The sequence below is a fragment of the Paraburkholderia sp. 35.1 genome (assembly GCF_050436525.1).
In the GTDB taxonomy this organism is placed as follows: Bacteria; Pseudomonadota; Gammaproteobacteria; order Burkholderiales; family Burkholderiaceae; genus Paraburkholderia; species Paraburkholderia tuberum.
In genome coordinates this window covers 3,452,854-3,471,700 of the sequence record NZ_JBNDMJ010000003.1, presented here as the reverse complement: position 1 = coordinate 3,471,700, position 18,847 = coordinate 3,452,854, and the positions used below count along the sequence as shown (strand labels likewise).

Annotated in this window: 15 protein-coding genes; 11 read left to right on the top strand and 4 right to left on the bottom strand. The window is 64.6% G+C overall.

Annotation, left to right across the window (positions count from 1 at the left end):
• The first annotated feature begins 69 nt into the window (after nucleotides 1-69).
• The 3 genes from OKW27_RS36215 to OKW27_RS36205 all read left to right on the top strand — a co-directional run bounded on the left by OKW27_RS36215 (nucleotide 70) and on the right by OKW27_RS36205 (nucleotide 2,345).
• Nucleotides 70-1,341, top strand: coding sequence for a c-type cytochrome (locus tag OKW27_RS36215; protein WP_429336275.1), 1,272 nt, complete (start codon nucleotides 70-72; stop codon nucleotides 1,339-1,341).
• An 86-nt stretch (nucleotides 1,342-1,427) separates the two neighbouring features.
• A complete protein-coding gene (locus OKW27_RS36210; protein ID WP_429336274.1) occupies nucleotides 1,428-1,742 on the top strand; it encodes a high-potential iron-sulfur protein in 315 nt (104 codons plus the stop codon).
• 192 nt (nucleotides 1,743-1,934) lie between these two features.
• The gene (locus OKW27_RS36205; RefSeq protein ID WP_184066908.1) at nucleotides 1,935-2,345 is read left to right on the top strand and encodes a GFA family protein; all 411 of its coding nucleotides are present in this window, start codon (nucleotides 1,935-1,937) and stop codon (nucleotides 2,343-2,345) included.
• A 9-nt stretch (nucleotides 2,346-2,354) separates the two neighbouring features.
• Here OKW27_RS36205 and OKW27_RS36200 read toward each other — a convergent pair whose 3' ends face one another.
• Together OKW27_RS36200 and OKW27_RS36195 are read right to left on the bottom strand one after the other, a co-directional pair.
• Nucleotides 2,355-2,762 carry a GFA family protein gene (locus OKW27_RS36200; protein ID WP_429336273.1) on the bottom strand — a complete coding sequence of 136 codons (408 nt, stop codon included), beginning with the start codon at nucleotides 2,760-2,762 and terminating at the stop codon, nucleotides 2,355-2,357.
• 30 nt (nucleotides 2,763-2,792) lie between these two features.
• The gene (locus OKW27_RS36195) at nucleotides 2,793-3,077 is read right to left on the bottom strand and encodes a hypothetical protein (RefSeq protein WP_090804206.1); all 285 of its coding nucleotides are present in this window, start codon (nucleotides 3,075-3,077) and stop codon (nucleotides 2,793-2,795) included.
• Nucleotides 3,078-3,158: 81 nt separating this feature from the next.
• Between OKW27_RS36195 and imuA the strand changes: the two genes are divergently transcribed.
• The 8 genes from imuA to OKW27_RS36155 all read left to right on the top strand — a co-directional run bounded on the left by imuA (nucleotide 3,159) and on the right by OKW27_RS36155 (nucleotide 17,270).
• Nucleotides 3,159-3,866, top strand: coding sequence for a translesion DNA synthesis-associated protein ImuA (gene imuA, locus OKW27_RS36190; protein WP_184029676.1), 708 nt, complete (start codon nucleotides 3,159-3,161; stop codon nucleotides 3,864-3,866).
• Complete coding sequence (locus OKW27_RS36185) at nucleotides 3,796-5,265, top strand: Y-family DNA polymerase (RefSeq protein WP_429336272.1); 1,470 nt, start codon at nucleotides 3,796-3,798, stop codon at nucleotides 5,263-5,265. Before imuA ends, OKW27_RS36185 begins: the two co-directional genes overlap by 71 nt.
• A gap of 19 nt (nucleotides 5,266-5,284) precedes the next feature.
• Entirely contained in the window at nucleotides 5,285-8,434 is a 3,150-nt protein-coding gene (locus OKW27_RS36180; RefSeq protein ID WP_429336271.1) for an error-prone DNA polymerase, read from the top strand.
• Between the two features lie 47 nt (nucleotides 8,435-8,481).
• Complete coding sequence (locus OKW27_RS36175) at nucleotides 8,482-9,441, top strand: SOS response-associated peptidase family protein (protein ID WP_429336270.1); 960 nt, start codon at nucleotides 8,482-8,484, stop codon at nucleotides 9,439-9,441.
• Nucleotides 9,442-9,674: 233 nt separating this feature from the next.
• A complete protein-coding gene (locus OKW27_RS36170; protein ID WP_429336269.1) occupies nucleotides 9,675-12,071 on the top strand; it encodes a phosphoketolase family protein in 2,397 nt (798 codons plus the stop codon).
• A gap of 33 nt (nucleotides 12,072-12,104) precedes the next feature.
• The gene (locus OKW27_RS36165; RefSeq protein ID WP_429336268.1) at nucleotides 12,105-14,600 is read left to right on the top strand and encodes a glycogen/starch/alpha-glucan phosphorylase; all 2,496 of its coding nucleotides are present in this window, start codon (nucleotides 12,105-12,107) and stop codon (nucleotides 14,598-14,600) included.
• Nucleotides 14,590-16,686 (top strand): glycogen debranching protein GlgX, encoded by a 2,097-nt coding sequence (glgX, locus tag OKW27_RS36160; protein ID WP_429336267.1) that lies wholly within the window; start codon nucleotides 14,590-14,592, stop codon nucleotides 16,684-16,686. The genes OKW27_RS36165 and glgX overlap by 11 nt, the downstream gene beginning before the upstream one ends.
• Nucleotides 16,687-16,802: 116 nt before the next feature.
• Nucleotides 16,803-17,270: a protein kinase gene (locus OKW27_RS36155; RefSeq protein ID WP_429336266.1), complete on the top strand. Its 468-nt coding sequence runs from the start codon at nucleotides 16,803-16,805 to the stop codon at nucleotides 17,268-17,270.
• A gap of 123 nt (nucleotides 17,271-17,393) precedes the next feature.
• On the opposite strand, the gene OKW27_RS36150 is transcribed toward OKW27_RS36155, so the two are convergent.
• Nucleotides 17,394-17,774 (bottom strand): potassium channel family protein, encoded by a 381-nt coding sequence (locus tag OKW27_RS36150; RefSeq protein ID WP_090804188.1) that lies wholly within the window; start codon nucleotides 17,772-17,774, stop codon nucleotides 17,394-17,396.
• A 52-nt stretch (nucleotides 17,775-17,826) separates the two neighbouring features.
• Entirely contained in the window at nucleotides 17,827-18,840 is a 1,014-nt protein-coding gene (locus OKW27_RS36145) for a DUF2955 domain-containing protein (protein ID WP_429336265.1), read from the bottom strand.
• Nucleotides 18,841-18,847 lie beyond the last annotated feature (7 nt).

Sequence of the window (18,847 nt, the reverse complement as noted above, 5' to 3'; positions counted from 1 at the left end):
CGCATCTTTCCGCGCCCGCACGCAGCCCATGCGGGCGCGGTGTTCCCGCCATTACAGGAACGCACCATCATGAACATTCGATTCACTCACCTTGCTCTCGCCGGCGCGCTCGTCGCCGGCGCCGCACATGTTGCCGCCCAGGCGGCCGCGCGGACGTCGTCCAGCGTCCGCGTGTGCACGATGCCCGGCAGCCCTTCGGCCGAGCTGGACAAGTCCGTTGCACGCGCGGTGTTGAGCGCGGCGGGCATTACCGCGACATTCGCGCCGCGCGGCATCGACGACGACGGCGGCGACGACGGCATCTCCGCTCGCGAGCTCTCGACATCGCTGCAGCGCAACTGCGACGTGATCGCGGGCTTTCCGCGTTCGAGCGTGGCCGACGGCTCCGACTCGCACCTGCTCTTTTCCGGGAGCTATCTGCACTCCGGTTACGTCAGCGTCACGCTGCGCGGCGCCCATGCGGCCAACACCCCCGTCGCGGCGCCGGACGGCAAGACCACCATTGCCGCCACCTGGTCGAGCCCGTCGCAACTGATCGCGGTCCAGCAGAAGAACGCGCGCTTCGATCTGGAAACCACCTCCGCGCTGACCGTCGACGCCCTCGCGAAAGGGCGCGCCCAGCGCGCGATCGTCTGGTACCCGGCCGTGGTGGCGTATCGGCATGCGCACCCGCAGCAGCACTTCGACGTTGCCGTCGCCGAGTCGCCCTATGCCGACTGGAATCTGGTGTTCGCGTCGGGGCCCGACACGCAGCCGCTGCAAAAGCGCATCGATGACGCGCTCACGCGTCTGCGCAGCGATGGCCGGCTCGCAGCGCTCACGCGCAACTGGGCGCTGCCAACCACCCTCGCGAGCGGTTCGGCGACCGCGGCCAGCACTCACGCGAATCTCGCGCGCTATCTCGACGGCCCGACCCAGGCGTCGCCGCGTGCGGACCTATGGCGCGTGGGCGGCATGCCTGCCGCCGGCGGCTTCATCAAGGTTGCGGCGACGACCGAGACACCGTCGTTCGATCACGATCAGGTCACCCACGGTGAACATCTGTATGCCGATTCGTGTGCGAAATGCCACGGCGAGAAGCTCGAAGGCAACACCGCGCCGTCGTTGATCGGACCGGCCTTCGCGCCAGCGGCGAACTCGCATCTGACGATCGGCGGCATTTACCAGTACATGTCGACCAACATGCCCGCGGATCATCCCGGCAAGATGAGCGACGAGGAGTACGCCGATCTGATGGCCTTCCTGCTCTATACGAATGGCTACGACGCCGGTAGCGCGAAGCTGACCGCGCAAGCCGCGCAATCCTCGACCACACCGCTGAACGCCGGACCGCGCCACTAACACGTTGCTTCGCACCGCATTACGACGCCACGCCGCTTCAATCGAATGCGGCATGGACGACTCATTTCTTTTCTCAGGGCATCACCATGGTCTCTCACAACCGCAGACACTTCATTCTTCAGGCCGCGGGCCTGTGTGCCGCGCTCGCCAGCGCCGAGCTCGCGTTAGCCGCGCCGCCCGCCGTCGATGAAAACGACGCCGCGGCCAGCTCGCTCGGCTATCGTGCGAAAGCGGGCAGCGTCGACGCCGCGAAGTTCCCCAAGTACCACGCGGGCCAGACCTGCGCGAACTGCCGTTTCTACACTGGCGCAGCGGGCGAGGCTTCAGGACCGTGCCCGATGTTCCCCGGCAAATCGGTTGCCGCCGACGGCTGGTGCAACGTCTATGCGCCACGCGTTTGAGCGCTGGTCCGTGGGTGCGCCGCAAAGCGGCGCACCCACGACGGCAGGCGAAGACACGTCGCCCCTGGACCCTTCGCTCGCTGATTCGATGCGATAGCTGAACGACGTTCGAGCTCTGCTAAGCTACGGTCCGCCGCACCTATTCTTAGGCTCCCGAACAAACCGCGAGATCATTTGAACTGGAGAAGATCGATGTCGACACCCTGGCTGGGGCGCTGCCTGTGCGGCGCGGTGCAATACGAAGCTCGCGGTGATTCACTCGCGCAACTGATCTGCCATTGCCGCGATTGTCAGCGCGCTTCAGGTTCCGCGGGGTTGCCGGTCGTCGTAGTGAGAGCCGCCGGCTTTTCGTTCAAAGGCGACGTCAGGCCTTATACGAAGATCGGCGGCAGCGGAATGCCCACGACGCGCAACTTCTGCGCTCATTGCGGCAGCCTGCTATTCGCTACGCCGCATCATGCGCCGGACATCGTGACCCTCTATGCCGGCACGCTCGATGATCCTGCGCGGTTCAAGCCCGAGTTCGCCCAGTTCACGTCCGAACGCCATCAACTGGATGCCCACCAGCCTGACATTCCCCACCATCCGCGAAGAGCGCCCTGACCGGCGCAATCAAAGATGCCGTGTTTGCGCGGGCGGATTGCCCCAGTCGTCGTGCAGCCCATCGCGATAGGTGACTGGCGCATTCAATGCCGCATCGAGATCGAGTTCATCGAGGCACATGATGTTCACGTTGATATACGGATACCCTGTGCCGTTTGGCATATCGATGCGATCGAATACGTGCACCCCGCAGCGTTTGCAGAACGGGTGATGCGCGACCGCATTGTGCCCCTGATATTCGCTCAGCGCGGCTTCATCCGATAGAAGACGAAAATCTTCCCGGCGAACCTGCACGTGCCAGAATCGCAGCCTGCTGCAGTAGCTGCAATTGCACTTCGACGTGCCCTCGTCGAAATCGATGCGAGCCTCGAACTTCACGAATTGGCAATGGCAACTTCCGAGGTACGTGCGCAACATGGGGTTCTCCGGGGTTGAGGGCCGCTGCCATTATGGACGGCACGACTTCGCGCTGCCAATGCACGAGCCGTCGCAACCCTCGCAGTAATGGCGGTCGCGCACCGCGCGATCCACGCGCCAGACGTTCGCCGCAACCGGCGCCGCCGTCCCCGCCGAGCGCCCGTTTTCCCGCGCATGAAAGGTCGGCTCGCCCGCCTTGCCGCGGCGAATCGCTTCATCGATGTCCGGCTCGCCGAACACCGCTTTCAGTTCGGCCACGAACGCCGCGATCTCCGGCATCGGATGCCCGGCTGGCTTGCGCACTCGCATGTCCATGAACCCGCCCCCCAAAAGTGCCTGCTCGCTATCTCATAAAACCATGTAGGATACTGTATATCCATACAGGTATTTTCGCAAATGACAGCCGCCCTGCCAGCACCGGAAGCCATTCACCCGTCCTTGTGGCGGGCGTCCCAGCTTGGCGCTGGCCGCGGCCGCAGCGTCGATACCGGTTATCCGGCCCTGTCGGCGGAGTTGCCCGGCGGTGGCTGGCCGCTCGGCGCGCTGGTCGATCTGCTCGTGCAGCAGGCCGGCGTCGGCGAACTGCGGCTGTTGCAGCCGGCGCTCAGCGCCGTCGGCGAGCGTCCGCTCGTCTTCGTGCAACCGCCGCATACGCCGGACGGCCTCGGGCTCAACTACATCGGCCTGTCGCTGCAGCAGGTGCTGCGGATCAATGCGCCGAAAACCGCCGACGCGCTGTGGTCCGCCGAGCAGATCCTGCGCGCCGGCAGTTGCGGCGCGCTGATCTTCTGGGCGCAGTACGCGCAGGCGTCGTCGCTGCGCCGTCTGCATCTGGCCGCGCAGTCGTCGGAGACGCTTTTCATCATGGTGCGGCCGCTCGCCACCGCGCAGGAGGCATCCCCCGCGCTGCTGCGGCTCGCGCTCAGGCCATCGGCCGAAGGTCTCACCATCGACATCGTGAAACGACGAGGGCCCGCTCGCGCAGAGCCCCTGTCGATTCCCCTTCAACCCACTCCCGTTCTGCTTTCCCGACATGCGCGTCTTTCTCGCCGTTCATCTGCCAAAGTTGCCGCTCGAGGTCTTCAGACCGAAGTGGTCGCCTGAGCCCGCGCATGGCTGCGCGGTGCTGGAGAAAGACAAGGTGGTCATGGCTGACCCCGCCGCGCGCTCGGCAGGCGTGCGTCCGGGCATGAAGCGCGGCGGCGTGCTGACGCTGTCGCCGCAGACCGAGATGTATGAGCGCGATAGCGGTCGTGAAACGGCAGCCCATCGCGAGGTGGGTATCGCGCTGATGCGCTTCTCGCCCGAAGTCGCGCTGCTCGATGAGGCGACGGTCGTCGTCGAGATCGGCGCGAGTTTGCGGCTCTTCGGCGGCCTGCTCGCGCTGTGCCGCGATACGAAAACCATCCTCGACGCGCTCGGCTTCACCGCGCGCATCAGTGCCGCGCCGACCGGCCAGGGCGCGTGGCTGCTCGCGAAGTTCGGCAACCGGCGCGTGCTGAAGCTCGCGTCGCTCGACCAGCGCCTGTCCGCCCTGCCGATGCTCGCCGTGCCCGAAGTCCGCCCGTTCGCCGACTGGTTCACGGGCCTCGGTTGCGAGCGCATCGCCGATCTGCGCCGCCTGCCCCGCGCCGGCTTGCAGCGCCGCTGCGGCGAACATCTGCTCGACTCGCTCGACCGCGCGTTCGGGACCGCGCCCGAACTGTTCGACTGGCTCGAACTGCCGCCCACGTTCTCGGCGCGCATCGAGATGCCGGACCGGCTCGAACACGCGGATGGCGCGGTGTTCGGCGCGCAGCGCCTGATCGTGCAACTGTGCGGATGGCTGTGCGCAAAACAGCTCGCGCTCACCGGCATTCGCCTGTCGCTCGAACACGAGCGCGGACGCGCTGCGATCGAGCCGACCACGATCGACGTCGCACTCGGCGAGCCGACCTGGCGCGAAGAACATCTGATGCGCCTGCTCAAGGAGCGGCTGCATCGTATCGAGCTCGCCGCGCCCGTGATCGCGTTGCGGCTCGACGCGTCGAACGTCGAGTCGGCCGCGCCCGCGTCCGACACGCTGTTTCCCGAACCGGGCGGCTCGCAGGAGGATCACGCGCGGCTGCTCGAACTGCTGGTCGCGCGGCTCGGCGAAGAGAACGTGCTGAAACCCGCGCCGAGCGCCGATCATCGTCCGGAGATCGCGAACCGCTGGCTGCCGGTGTCGCAGCCGGTCAAGCCCGGCCCGCTGCCGCAGAATCTGCCCCGCCCGACGTGGATGCTCGACACGCCCGTGCGTCTGCTGATGCGCCAGCACCGCCCGTTCTATGGCTCGCCGTTGCGCATGGTGTCGCCGGGCGAGCGCATCGAGAGCGGCTGGTTCGACGGCGAGCTCGTCACGCGCGACTACTTCGTCGCGCAGGCGGACGACCAGAGCTGCTACTGGATCTACCGCGAGCGCGTGAGCAGCCGCGACGCGGAAGAAGAGCAACGCTGGTTCCTGCATGGCCTGTTCGGCTGATAGGCGCGGATGAGCGGCCATGGACACCACCTTCACGATGCTGCCGGCGTATGCCGAGCTGTTCTGCTTTTCCAACTTCACGTTTCTGCGGGGCGCGTCGCACGCTGAGGAACTGGCCGAGCGTGCCGCGCAACTCGGCTACTCCGCGCTCGCGATCACCGACGAATGCTCGCTCGCGGGAGTCGTGCGCGCGCATGTCGCGGCGAAAGAAGCGAAGCTGCCGTTTATCGTCGGTTCGTATTTCCGGCTCGTCAACGCCGATGGTTCGCCGGCGTTCGGCCTGATCCTGCTCGCCCGCAACCGCAACGGCTACGGCAATCTGTCCGAGTTGATCACGCTGGCGCGCATGCGCGCGCCCAAGGGCGAATACCGGCTCACGCCGCAGGATCTGTCGCGGCCGGAGAAGGAGTATCGCCACCTGCTCGGCATGCCCGGCTGCCTCGCGATTCTCGTGCCGGATTTCCCGGCCAGCGAAGACGCGCTCGATGCGCAGGTCGAATGGCTCGACGAAACGTTCACCGGCCGCGCATGGGTCGGCCTCGTGCTCCATCAACGCGCGATGGACGACCTGCATCGCGGCACGGTCGAATTCGTCGCGCGCAGCCGCGACGTGCCCGTCGTCGCGCTCGGCGAAGTCGTGATGCACGTGCGCTCGCGCAAGCCGCTGCAAGACACGATGACCGCGATCCGGGTCGGCAAACCGGTCCATCAGTGCGGCTATGATCTGGCGCCGAACGCCGAGCAGCATCTACGCTCGAGGTTGCGGCTTGCCAACCTGTACCCGCAAGACGCGCTGGCCGCGACGGTCGACATCATGAGCCGCTGCACGTTTTCGCTCGACGAGCTGCGCTACGAGTATCCCGACGAGCTGGTGCCGGCCGGCCATACGCCGGCCTCGTATCTTCGTCAGGAAACCTATGTCGGCGCGCAGCGGCGTTTTCCCGCGGGGATTGCGCATCACGTGCAGCAGCAGATCGAGCACGAACTCGAACTGATCGCGGACCTGCAGTACGAGCCGTATTTCCTGACCGTCTACGACATCGTCCGCTTCGCGCGCAGCCAGCACATTCTGTGTCAGGGGCGCGGGTCGGCCGCGAACTCGGCGGTCTGCTATTGCCTCGGCGTGACCGAGGTGGACCCCGCGCGCGGCAACATGCTGTTCGAGCGCTTCATCAGCAAGGAGCGCGGCGAGCCGCCCGATATCGACGTCGACTTCGAGCACCAGCGGCGCGAAGAAGTGATCCAGTACATCTATCGCAAGTACGGCCGCGACCGGGCGGCGATCGCGGCGGCGGTGTCGACCTATCGTCCGCGTGGTGCGCTGCGGGAAACGGGCAAGGCACTCGGCGTCGATCCGCAGATCGTCGATGCGGTCGCGAAGTCGCATCACTGGTTCGATACCAGTCGGGATCTGCTCGCGCGTTTCGCGGAATCCGGCCTCGATCCGAACCAGCCCCTGATTCAGGCCTGGGCGAAGCTCGCCTCGCAACTGCTGAATTTTCCGCGCCACCTGTCGCAGCATTCGGGCGGCTTCGTGATCAGCCGCGGCAAGCTCACCCGGCTCGTGCCGGTGGAAAACGCGGCGATGGCCGACCGCTCGGTGATCGAGTGGGACAAGGACGACCTCGAATCATTGGGCTTGCTGAAGGTCGACGTGCTCGCGCTCGGCATGCTGTCGGCGATCCGGCGCACGCTCGACCTCGTTTCGGAACAGCGCGGAGAACGCTTCGAAATGCAGGACATCCCCGCCGAGGATGAGGCGACCTACGCGATGATTTCGGCCGCCGATACGGTCGGCGTGTTCCAGATCGAATCGCGCGCGCAGATGAGCATGCTGCCGCGCATGCAGCCGCGCAAGTTCTACGACCTCGTCATCGAAGTCGCGATCGTGCGGCCCGGTCCGATTCAGGGCGGCGCCGTGCATCCCTATCTGCAGCGCCGTCAGGGCTTCGAGCCCGAGACCTATCCGAGCGACGCGTTGAAGACCGCGCTGGGCCGCACACTCGGCGTGCCGATCTTCCAGGAGCAGGTGATGCAGGTGGCGATTCTCGCGGCCGGCTTCACCGCCGGCGAAGCCGACCAGCTGCGACGCGCGATGGCCGCGTGGAAACGCAAGGGCGGACTCGAAAAATACTATGACCGCATCGTGCTCGGCATGCAGGAGCGCGGCTACGACCAGGCCTTCGCCGAGGCGATCTTCGAGCAGATCAAGGGCTTCGGCGAATATGGCTTCCCCGAAAGTCACGCGGCCAGTTTCGCGCTGCTGGTCTATGCGAGCAGCTGGCTCAAGCGTCACGAACCCGAAGCCTTTCTCGCCGCGATGCTGAACAGCCAGCCGATGGGCTTCTATTCGCCGTCGCAACTGGTTCAGGATGCGCAGCGGCACGGCGTCACGGTGTTGCCGGTCGATGTGACGATCAGCGGTTGGGACTCCTCGCTCGAACACCGTGCGGGGGCGACGCGCCCCGCCGTGCGTCTCGGTCTTTCGCTGCTGCGCGGCATGAAGGACGGCGCCGCCGAACGGATCGAGAACGCGCGCGCGGTTCGCCCGTTCGCGAGCGTCAACGATCTCGCGCGCCGCGCGCAGCTCGACCGCAAAGACCTGCATGCGCTCGCGGATGCGAATGCGTTGGCAGCGCTCGCGGGAAACCGCCGCGAAGCGCTGTGGCAGTCGGTCGTCGCGGTGCCGGACAAGGATATGCTCGCGGCCGCGGCGACTCAGGACGAAACGCCCGAACTGGGCGCACCGAGCGAAGCGAACGACATCGTCGCCGACTACCGTTCGCTCGGCCTGACGCTCAACCGCCATCCGCTGGAACTGCTCCGGCCGCAGTTGCTCGCGAACCGGCTGATGCCGGCCTCGACGCTGCGGACCTATCGCGACGGCCGCCTCGCGCGCGGCTGCGGACTGGTGACGGTGCGTCAGCGTCCCGGCACGGCCAAGGGCGTCGTGTTCGTCACGCTCGAAGACGAGACGGGCAACGTCAATGTGATCATCTGGCCGAGTCTGCTCGAAAAACAGCGCAAAGAAGCGTTGGGCGCCGCGCTGCTCGCTGTGTACGGCACATGGCAGTGTCAGGGAGAAGTACGGCACCTCGTCGCGCAGCGGCTGGTCGACATGTCTCATCTGCTGGGCGAGTTGCAGACGACGAGCAGAGACTTCTGCTGACGCGAGCGCGCAAATGCGTATCATCGGAACAGCAAACGGAGGCATCCATGTGCTATTCGGCTCAGATTCTGGCGGACTACCGGCGCTACGTCCGCATGTTCGGCGCGCACATGAGCATCGAGGAATTCGCGCGTCTTTTCTTCGAACGCGCAGAGGACGGTCAGGCCAGGATTCCCAAAGCGATGGAAGACGCCTTCTCGGAACCGCAGTCCGACGCGCAACGGGAAGTCTGGGCGCTGATCGAGCGCTTCCGATCGCAGCAGACCGTGAAGCTCGAACAGGAACTGTTCAAACAGCGCACCCGCTTCGCCGATGCCGAGCGCTCTTTGCAGACCAAAGTCACCAGGGCGGCGACCGAGAGCAAACGGATCGCCAAAGACAAGATCGACCGCACGCTCGAGCGACTCGACGACCTCGGCCGAACCGCTCCCAAAGCAAGCGACTCGCGCATCTTTCCCGGCTACTACGCGCCGGTGATGGTGATGGAGAACGGCCAGCGCGTCGTCAAACCGATGCGCTATCAGTGCCGCCTGGCCGGCAAGCCCGCATCGTACGACACCCGCTATCCCGGCACGTACAACGCTCGTCGGGACAGTCTCGAAAGTTTCTGGAAAGCGCTATTCGGCTATTCGCATGGACTCGTGCTGGCCAGTTCTTTCTATGAGAACGTCTCGCGTGCGCGAATGGAAGGCCGCGAACCGGCGCCCGGCGAGAAAGATGAAAATGTCCGGCTCGAGTTCCGGCCCAATCCGCCTCACGACATGCTGGTCGCATGCTTATGGTCCCGCTGGAGCGGCAAAGGCGAGCCCGATCTATTGTCCTTCGCGGCCATCACCGATGATCCGCCACCCGAGGTGGCCGCTGCCGGCCATGATCGCTGCATCATTCCGATCAAGCCTGAGCATATCGACGCGTGGTTGAATCCCGATCCGCGCGATCTGGCAGCGTTGTACGCGATTCTCGATGATCGGGACCGGCCGTTCTACGAACATCGGATCGCGGCCTGAATACAAAACGCGGTTTCGCAGGCCGCGCGAGACGGTGTCGGATCATCCTTGCAATCTTCGCGCAGTAACATATTCTGCGTTATGGATGTTCATCGGCTGGCGAAGAATACCCGGTTGCAGAGGTCCGCCAACAGGCGCGATTCGGACCCCATCAATCATCGAAGCGCCTGCGCAGCGGCGCCCGACACGATCCACACCCTCGGGTTGCGGCTGCAAGCACAGGAGACGTCGGTATGGGCAAACATCCCGCGGCGGACGCTTCGCGGCAGACCGCGCTCGGCAGCGACGAACTTCAGCTGATCGATGCGTGGTGGCGCGCATGCAATTATCTTTCGGTCGGCATGATCTATCTGCTGGACAACCCGCTGCTGCGGGAGCCGCTGAAAGTCGAACACGTCAAGTATCGCCTGCTCGGACACTGGGGCGCGAGCCCGGCGTTATCGTTCGTCTGGGCGCATCTGAACCGCGTGATCAAACGCGACGATCTCGACGTCGTCTTCATGGCCGGTCCCGGACACGGCGCACCGGGCGTGCTCGGCCCCACCTATCTGGAAGGCACCTACTCGGAGATCTATCCGGACAAGAGTGCGGATGCCGAGGGCATGCAGAAGTTCTTCAAGCAGTTCTCGTTTCCCGGCCATATCGGTTCGCATGTGACGCCGGAGACGCCCGGGTCCATCCATGAAGGCGGCGAGCTTGGCTACAGCCTGTCGCATGCGTATGGCGCCGTGCTCGACAACCCGGACCTCATCGTGGCCTGCGTGGTCGGCGATGGAGAAGCGGAGACCGGGCCGCTCGCCACCGCGTGGCATTCGAATAAATTCATCAACCCGGCCCGCGACGGCACCGTGCTGCCGATCCTGAATCTGAACGGCTACAAGATCGCCAATCCGACCATCCTGTCGCGCATCAGCAGCAGAGAACTGGAAGCGCTCTTTGTCGGCTACGGCTACACCCCGCATTTCGTCGAAGGATCGGATCACGCGGAAATGCATCGGAAGATGGCGCACACGCTCGATACCGTGCTCGGCGAAATTCGCGCAATCCATGAGCAGGCACGCGCGAACGGCAATCTCGAGCGGCCGCTCTGGCCGATGATCGTGCTGCGCACGCCCAAGGGCTGGAGCGGACCGAAGCAGATCAACGGGCACAAGGTCGAAGGCTCGTGGCGCTCGCATCAGGTGCCTTTTTCCGATGTGCGCAACAACTCCGCGAATCTCGAAGTGCTCGAAGAATGGATGCGCAGCTACCGGCCCGCCGAACTTTTCGATGCCGAGGGCCGGCTGATCCCCGAACTCAAGGCGCTGTCGCCCCAAGGCCCGCGGCGCATGAGCGCCAATCCGCACGCGAACGGCGGCGTGCTGCGCCGCGAACTGAAGCTGCCCGACATCCGCGCGTACGCGGTGGATGTGCAGCACGCGGGCAAGGTGCTGCAGGAGAACACGCGGCCACTCGGCGAATTTCTGCGCGACACGATGCGCGCGAACATGAACACCTTCCGCGTGTTCGGCCCGGACGAAACGGCCTCGAACCGTCTGCAGTCGATCTACGAGGTCAGCAAGAAGGTGTGGATGGCCGAGATGCTCCCCGAGGACGAGGACGGCGGCGAACTGGCGCGCGACGGCCGCGTGATGGAGATGCTGTCCGAACATACGCTGATGGGATGGCTCGAAGGCTATCTGCTGACGGGCCGCCACGGCTTCTTCCATACCTACGAAGCGTTTGCGCACGTGGTGGATTCGATGTTCAACCAGCACGCGAAGTGGCTCGACATCAGCCGCAATCACGTGCCATGGCGCGCGTCGGTGTCGGCGGAAAACATTCTGCTGTCGTCGACCGTGTGGCGGCAGGATCACAACGGCTTTTCGCATCAGGACCCCGGCTTCATCGATCTCGTCACCAACAAGAGCCCCTCGGTCACGCGCGTCTATCTTCCGCCCGACGCGAACACGCTGCTGGTGGTCGCCGACCACTGTCTGCGCACCACCGACTGCATCAACGTGATCGTCGCCGACAAGCAGAAACACCTGCAATTCACCACCATCGACGAAGCCGTCGTGCACTGCGCCAAAGGCATCGGCGTGTGGCGGCGCGCGAGCAACGACGAGGACGCCGAACCGGACGTGGTGATGGCCTCGTGCGGCGACGTCGCCACCCAGGAAGCGCTGGCCGCGACGGCGATCCTGCGCGAGCGTCTGCCCGAACTGAAGCTGCGTTTCGTCAACGTGGTCGACCTGTTCAGGATGCAGCCGGCGAGCGAGCACCCGCACGGCTCGACCGAACGCGAATTCGACAGCCTGTTTACGACCAACAAGCCGGTGATCTTCAATTTCCACGGTTACCCGTGGCTGATCCACAAGCTCGCCTATCGCTTTCGCAATCACGAGAATCTGCACGTGCGGGGCTACAAGGAGAAAGGCAACATCAACACGCCGCTCGAACTGGCGATTCTCAATCAGGTGGACCGCTTCAATCTGGTGATCGACGTGCTCGACCGCGTGCCGCGCTTGCAGGGCAGATCCGCGCATCTCAGGGAAGACATGAGGAACGCGATCGTCAGCAACCTGAACTATGCGCATACGCATGGCACGGACCGCGCCGAGATCGTCGACTGGGTCTGGCCCTTCTGAACGTCACGCGCAGCATGCACCGAGGAAAGCATCATGGCCGACGCTCCCACCACGACCTCGCAGCAAAGCGCGGATGCAGCGCGCACCGGCCTGAGCGCCGCCGCGCTCCAACGCGGCGTGCTCGACAATCTGCTGTGCCTGCGGGGCCGCTATCCGGCGATCGCTTCCCCGCATGACTGGTACATGGCGCTCGCGTATAGCGTGCGCGACCGGCTGCTGGCCCGCTGGGCAACCTCCGTACAGACCTACGCCGGAAGCGATGTGCGGGTCGCCTGCTACCTGTCCGCCGAGTTTCTGATCGGCCCGCAACTCGGCAACAACCTCGTCAATCTCGGCATCGAGGCCAACGCACGCGAAGCGCTGCGCGCGCTCGGCGTCGACCTCGATATGCTGCTCGAACTCGAGGAAGAGCCGGGGCTCGGCAATGGCGGACTTGGCCGCCTCGCGGCCTGCTATCTGGATTCGCTCGCAACTTTGGAAATACCGGCCGTCGGCTATGGCATCCGCTACGAGTTCGGCATCTTCGACCAGCAGATTCGCGACGGCTGGCAGGTCGAAACCACCGACAAGTGGCTGCAAAAGGGCCATCCATGGGAGATCGTGCGCCCGGAGGTTGCGTACTACGTGGGGTTCGGCGGCAGCACCCACGACGAAACCGATGCACGCGGGCACCTGTGCGTGCGCTGGATACCCACACGGCAGGTCAAGGGCGTGGCTTGCGACACGCCGATGCCCGGCTATCACGTCAACACGTGCAACACCTTGCGGCTGTGGAAGAGCGAGGCGGTCGAGTCGTTCGACCTGCAGGACTTCAACGCCGGCGACTATTACGAGGCCGTCAACGAAAAGGTCATCTCCGAGACGCTGTCGAAGGTGCTGTATCCGAACGACGAGCCCGAGATCGGCAAGCGCCTGCGTCTCGCGCAGCAATACTTCTTCGTGTCGTGCTCGCTGCAGGACATGCTGCGCCTGCTCGAAATCAGGGGCGAACCGGTCGGACACTTCGCGCAGTTGTTCAACGTGCAGTTGAACGACACGCATCCGTCGATCGCCGTCGCCGAGCTGATGCGTCTGCTGGTGGACGACAGGCAGGTGCCGTGGGACGAGGCCTGGGACATCACGCGGCGCGCGCTCGCGTACACCAATCACACCCTGCTGCCCGAAGCGCTCGAAACCTGGGGGCTGCCGCTGATGCGCAACCTGCTGCCGCGCCTGCTCGAAATCATCTACGAGATCAACCGCCGCTTCCTCGACGAGGTCCGGCAGCGCTATCCAGGCGACGACGCGCGCATCGCACGCATGTCGCTGATCGACGAGCGCGGTGACAAGCTCGTGCGCATGGCGCATCTGGCGACGGTCGGCAGCCACGCGATCAACGGCGTCGCCGAACTGCATTCCGGGCTGCTCAAGCAGACCGTGCTGCGGGACTTCGCCGAATTGTGGCCCGAGCGCTTTCACAACGTCACGAACGGCGTCACGCCGCGCCGTTTCATGCTGCTTTGCAATCCGGCGCTCGCGCGGCTGCTCGACGAGACCATCGGCGCTGGCTGGGTCACTGATCTCGCGCGACTGCGCAAGCTCGAAGCCTATGCCGATGACGCCACGTTTCAGCAGCATTGGCGTAGCGTGAAGCAGGCGAACAAGGCCGTGCTCGCCGAGCATATCCGGAGCGTCACGGGCATCGGCGTCGACACTGCCGCGCTGTTCGACGTGCAGGTCAAGCGCATCCACGAATACAAGCGGCAACATCTGAACGCGCTGCTGATCGTCACGCTGTACCGGCGCCTGCTGCGTGATCCGCAGCTCGCGCTGACACCGCGCTGTTTCGTGTTCGGCGGCAAGGCGGCGCCCGGCTACGCAACGGCCAAGCTGATCATCCGTTTGATCAACGGCATCGCCGAAGTCGTGAATAACGACCCGGTGGTGAACGGGCGGCTGAAAGTCGTGTTCTATCCGGACTTCAATGTGAAGAACGCGCACTTCATCTACCCTGCCGCCGACCTGTCCGAGCAGATTTCGACGGCCGGCAAGGAAGCATCGGGCACCGGCAACATGAAGTTCATGATGAACGGCGCGTTGACGATCGGCACGCTCGACGGCGCCAACGTCGAAATCCGCGAAGAGGTCGGCGACGAAAACTTCTTCCTGTTCGGCCTGACCGCCGACGAAGTGGAACGTGTGAAGCGCGCGGGTTATCGCCCCGCGGACTATGTGAAGGACGACGCGGAACTGAGCGAAGTGCTGCAACTGATCGCCGACGGTCATTTCTCGCGAGGAGAGCGCGAGATGTTCCGCCCGCTGATCGACAATCTGACGCACGCGGACCCGTTTCTCGTGCTCGCCGACTATGCCGCCTACGTGGCGCGTCAGGACGACGTGAGCGCCGCCTGGCAGGACACGCGGCGCTGGACCCGGATGTCGATCCTGAACACCGCGCGCTCGGGCAAGTTCTCTTCCGACCGCGCCATCGGCGAATACTGCGACAAGATCTGGAAGATCCGCCCGATGAGGATCACCCTTGATCAATGACCCTGAAACGGGATCGGTGCGTGCTCATGCGGTTCGCTCCGGGTCGCGGTTTCCCGTGGGCGCGTCGGCGGTGCCCGGCGGCATCAATTTCTGCATCTTCTGCCGTCACGCGACGCGCGTCGAGCTGTTGCTGTACGACGCGGCTGACAGCCCCGAGCCGTTCCAGATCATCACGCTCGCCGCCGCTTGCAACCGCACCTTCTACTACTGGCACGTGATGGTCGAAGCGCTGCCGTTCGGCACCTACTACACGTGGCGGGCGGACGGTCCGCGCGATACGCGCTCTAGCGGCCACGCGTTCGACCCCGACCGCGAACTCCTCGACCCGTATGCCCGCGCGGTCAGCGACGTGCTGTGGACGCGGCCTGCGGTCGACCAGCCGAATCCCGACGGGCACAAAACCCACCGCGCGATCGTGACGGAACCCCTGCCCTCGTCCCCTGGGCGTATCTCGCGCGGACTCGACGACGCGATCGTCTACGAGCTGCATGTCGGCGGCTTTACACGTGATCCGTCGAGCGGCGTGCAGCATCCCGGTACCTTCGCCGGCCTGATCGAAAAGATTCCGTACCTGACGCAGCTTGGCGTGACCCACGTCGAGTTGCTGCCGGTGATGGCCTTCGACGAACAGGACGTTCCGCCCGCCACGGCGGCCCTCGGCCTGAGCAACTACTGGGGTTACAGCACGCATAGCTATTACAGCCCGCATCCTCGCTACTGCCGCGATCCCGCGCGCGCCCCTCAGGAGTTTCGCGCGCTGACCGACGCCATGCACGCCGCGGGCATCGCCGTGCTGCTCGACGTCGTATTCAACCATACGGCCGAAGCGGGCGAGACGGGCCCCGTCATCAACTTCAAGGGACTCGTCAACGATATCTTCTACCACCTCGACGCGGCCGACCGACGCCGCTACCGGGACTACACCGGCTGCGGCAACACGATCAATTGCAACCATCCACTGGTGACGACGTTCATCGTGCGCTGCCTCGAATACTGGGTGGAAGAACTCGGCGTCGATGGCTTCCGGTTCGATCTGGCGAGTGTCTTCGCGCGCGACCAGCGCGGCGAGCTGATGTTCGATCCACCGCTGCCCTGGGCGATCGAGTCTTCGCGTGTGCTGTCGCGCGTGCCATTGATCGCGGAGGCGTGGGACGCCGCCGGCATGTATCAGGTCGGCGCCTTTCCCGGCATGGCATGGGCCGAGTGGAACGGCCGCTATCGGGACGTGATTCGCCGTTTCGTGCGCGGCGACCCGGGGCTCATCGGGGCGGTCGCGACCTGCATCGCGGGCAGCTCGGACCTCTATGCGGACGACGGCAGGCTGCCCAACAACAGCGTCAACTTCGTGACGTGCCACGACGGCTTCACGCTGATCGATCTCGTCAGCTACGAATCGAAGCACAACGAAGCCAACGGAGACGAGAATCGCGACGGCAGCTCCGACAACCTGTCGTGGAACTGTGGGGCCGAGGGAGGGACCGGCGACGCCCAGATTCTCGGTCTGCGACATCGCCAGGCGCGCAACGTGATGGCCATCCTGTTCCTCAGTCTGGGTGTGCCGATGACGCTCGCCGGCGACGAGGTGCTGCGCAGCCAGCGCGGCAACAACAACGCCTATTGTCAGGACAACTCGCTCAGCTGGTTCGACTGGACACCCACTGAAGCCGGCTCGGCCATGTCGCGCTTCGTGCGCGAACTGATCGCGCTGCGCAAGCGCCACGCAAGTTTGCGGCGGCGGCATTTCCTGACCGGCCGGCCCCCGCCGGGGCAGACTCGGCCGGATGCGGCATGGCACGGCGAGCGCCTGAACGAGCCGGGCTGGCACGATCCAGGCGCGCGGCTTCTCGCCGTCACGCTGGGCGGCGAAGAGCCGGGCGAGCCGGCACTGCACGCGGTGTTCAACATGGACGATTGCGCCCGCACGGTCCAGTTGCCGGCGCCCGACGGGCGGCGCTGGCGGCGTATCGTCGATACCGCGCGCGACAGTCCGCATGACATCGTGCAAGCGGCGCAACAGGGCGCTATCGAAAGCGATCAGTCGCGCGTGGAGGCGCGCAGCGTCGTGGTTCTGGAAGAAGCGAGCTGAACCGACGCAAATGACCCGGGTTCTTGTCCTCTAACGTCGATGCTGTGGCGGATATGCCGTGTGCAGTTTCGATTTACTGGCGGAACCATCCACCGGCAACAATCGCGGAGGGCATCATGAGAATCAGCGTAGACGGGCCGTCCGTCGTCTTTGCGATGGTTGCGGTCGTGGCCCATGGCAACGCATTCGCGAGGTCCGAAGCGTGCCATCCCACCTCCGAAAAGCAGATTTCCGCACTGTTCGATCGCTGGAACGACTCGCTGAAAACCGGCGACCCGCGGAAGGTCGTGGCGAACTACGCGCCGAACTCGATCCTGCTGCCGACCGTCTCGAACAAGCCGCGTTTGACCGCCGACGAAAAGCTCGACTATTTCAAACACTTCCTCGAAAACAAACCGGTCGGCACGATCGACTTCCGCGACATCATGATCGAATGCAACACGGCGATCGACTCGGGGCTCTACACCTTCAAGTTCGCGGACGGCTCGGTCGTCAAGGCGCGCTATACGTTCACCTACGCGTGGAATGGGCACAAGTGGCTGATTACCAGCCATCATTCGTCGAAAATGCCGGAAGGCAATTAGCCGATGTGGTTTAGAAAAAGTCAGGCTGGGACTTGAACCTCATTCACGAATGACCTGAATACGTCCAGCCTTGACTGCCGCCATCAATACCGTCCAGTCCGTCTCATTCTGTTGCGCGCCTCGCTATCCCGTCCTTTCCGCCCGATGCGCGGCCTCCTGCACACCTCGTACAGCCGCGGCCACGATCAAGCCGGTGAATACCACGCCGATCAGCCCGAGGCATGCGGCGTCGATCCGGCCGAACGCCGAAGTGGGCACGACATCGCCGTACCCGATGGTGAGCGCCGTGATCGCGCAGAAGTACACGGTTTCACCCAGCGGCGACGGTGTCCGGTTCGCTGTCTCGACGGGCGCGCCCCAGTAGTCCATGCCAAACGTCAGCAGGACGAACAGTAGAAGCAGACCGATCAGAATCGCTCTCAGATACCACAGGGTTATCGCCATTTCCTTCAGGATCTCGCCGGCCCGAGGACGGACCGCGCCATCGCCTGTCGCATTTCCCATCGCACGCTCCTGTTGCGATCACCGGATCGGCTTTGCAGCATGCCGCACCGCCTCACTCCGCACGGCGGTGCTGCTCGAAAAGCAGAAGCATCAAATACGCATAGGCCGTTACGGCCAGAAAGAGCCCCATTCGCACGGCAAACGCGGTGTAGACATCCTTGCCCGCCACGCTGTCCTGCACCGATTGCCCGAGCAGAATGATCATCGTCACGAGGCTGTTCAGCCAGAAGCCCGGCGAACAACGCGTGGGTTGCAGGCCGTACAGCTTGCGTCCCACCAGCAGGCCGAACAACAGCATCCACAGAAAGAACATCCACAAATGCACGAACAGCCTCAGCGCAAACCAGAACGCGATGGCGAGCAGACCGCCGAGCAGCGTCGAGCCGATCAGATCGCGTGCGGCGCCGCGGGCCGAGGTCGTGCAGGTTTGTCTGCCGAGGCTGACGGACTTCATGATGATCGGCATGTAGTTCGCCGGGTCGGTCATCGCGAGCAGATAGGCCGGCATGACGACGAGCACGGCACGCAGCGCGATATAGGCCGCCTCGTCTTCCGCCATCGCTGCCGCAGCGGGCTGTTCTCGCGCGCCCATGCTTTCAGGAAACAATCTGTGCGCCAGCGTCGACGCCAGCACGGCAAGCAGAAGTCCCTTCGCCAGCGCGCCGACGACCGTCAGGGCCAGTTCGAAGTCGGCCGTGCCCGCGGCGGAAATCATCGTCAGTCCCGCGACCAGAAAAGTCGCGACGAGATTGTTGCCGCCACGCAGCCCGTAACGAAACGCGAAGAACAGCATGAGGCCGACGATCATGATGCCGGCCAACGCATAGTGACGAAGCAACGGAACGAGGAGCAGGCCGCTGCCGGTGGTCGACGCCACCACCAGCGAAAGAATCACGCCGGCCTTCAACGATAGCGGGCGATTCTGCGTGGCCAGCAGAAAAACCGTGAATACCGGCGCGACGACGGGTATCGGGAAATCGAGTCCAAAGCTGACGGCAAGAGCGATCGCCGTTCCGATGGCCACACGTATCGCGCGATAACCGAGGCGCTGGGTCACGGGTTGCATGGGCTTC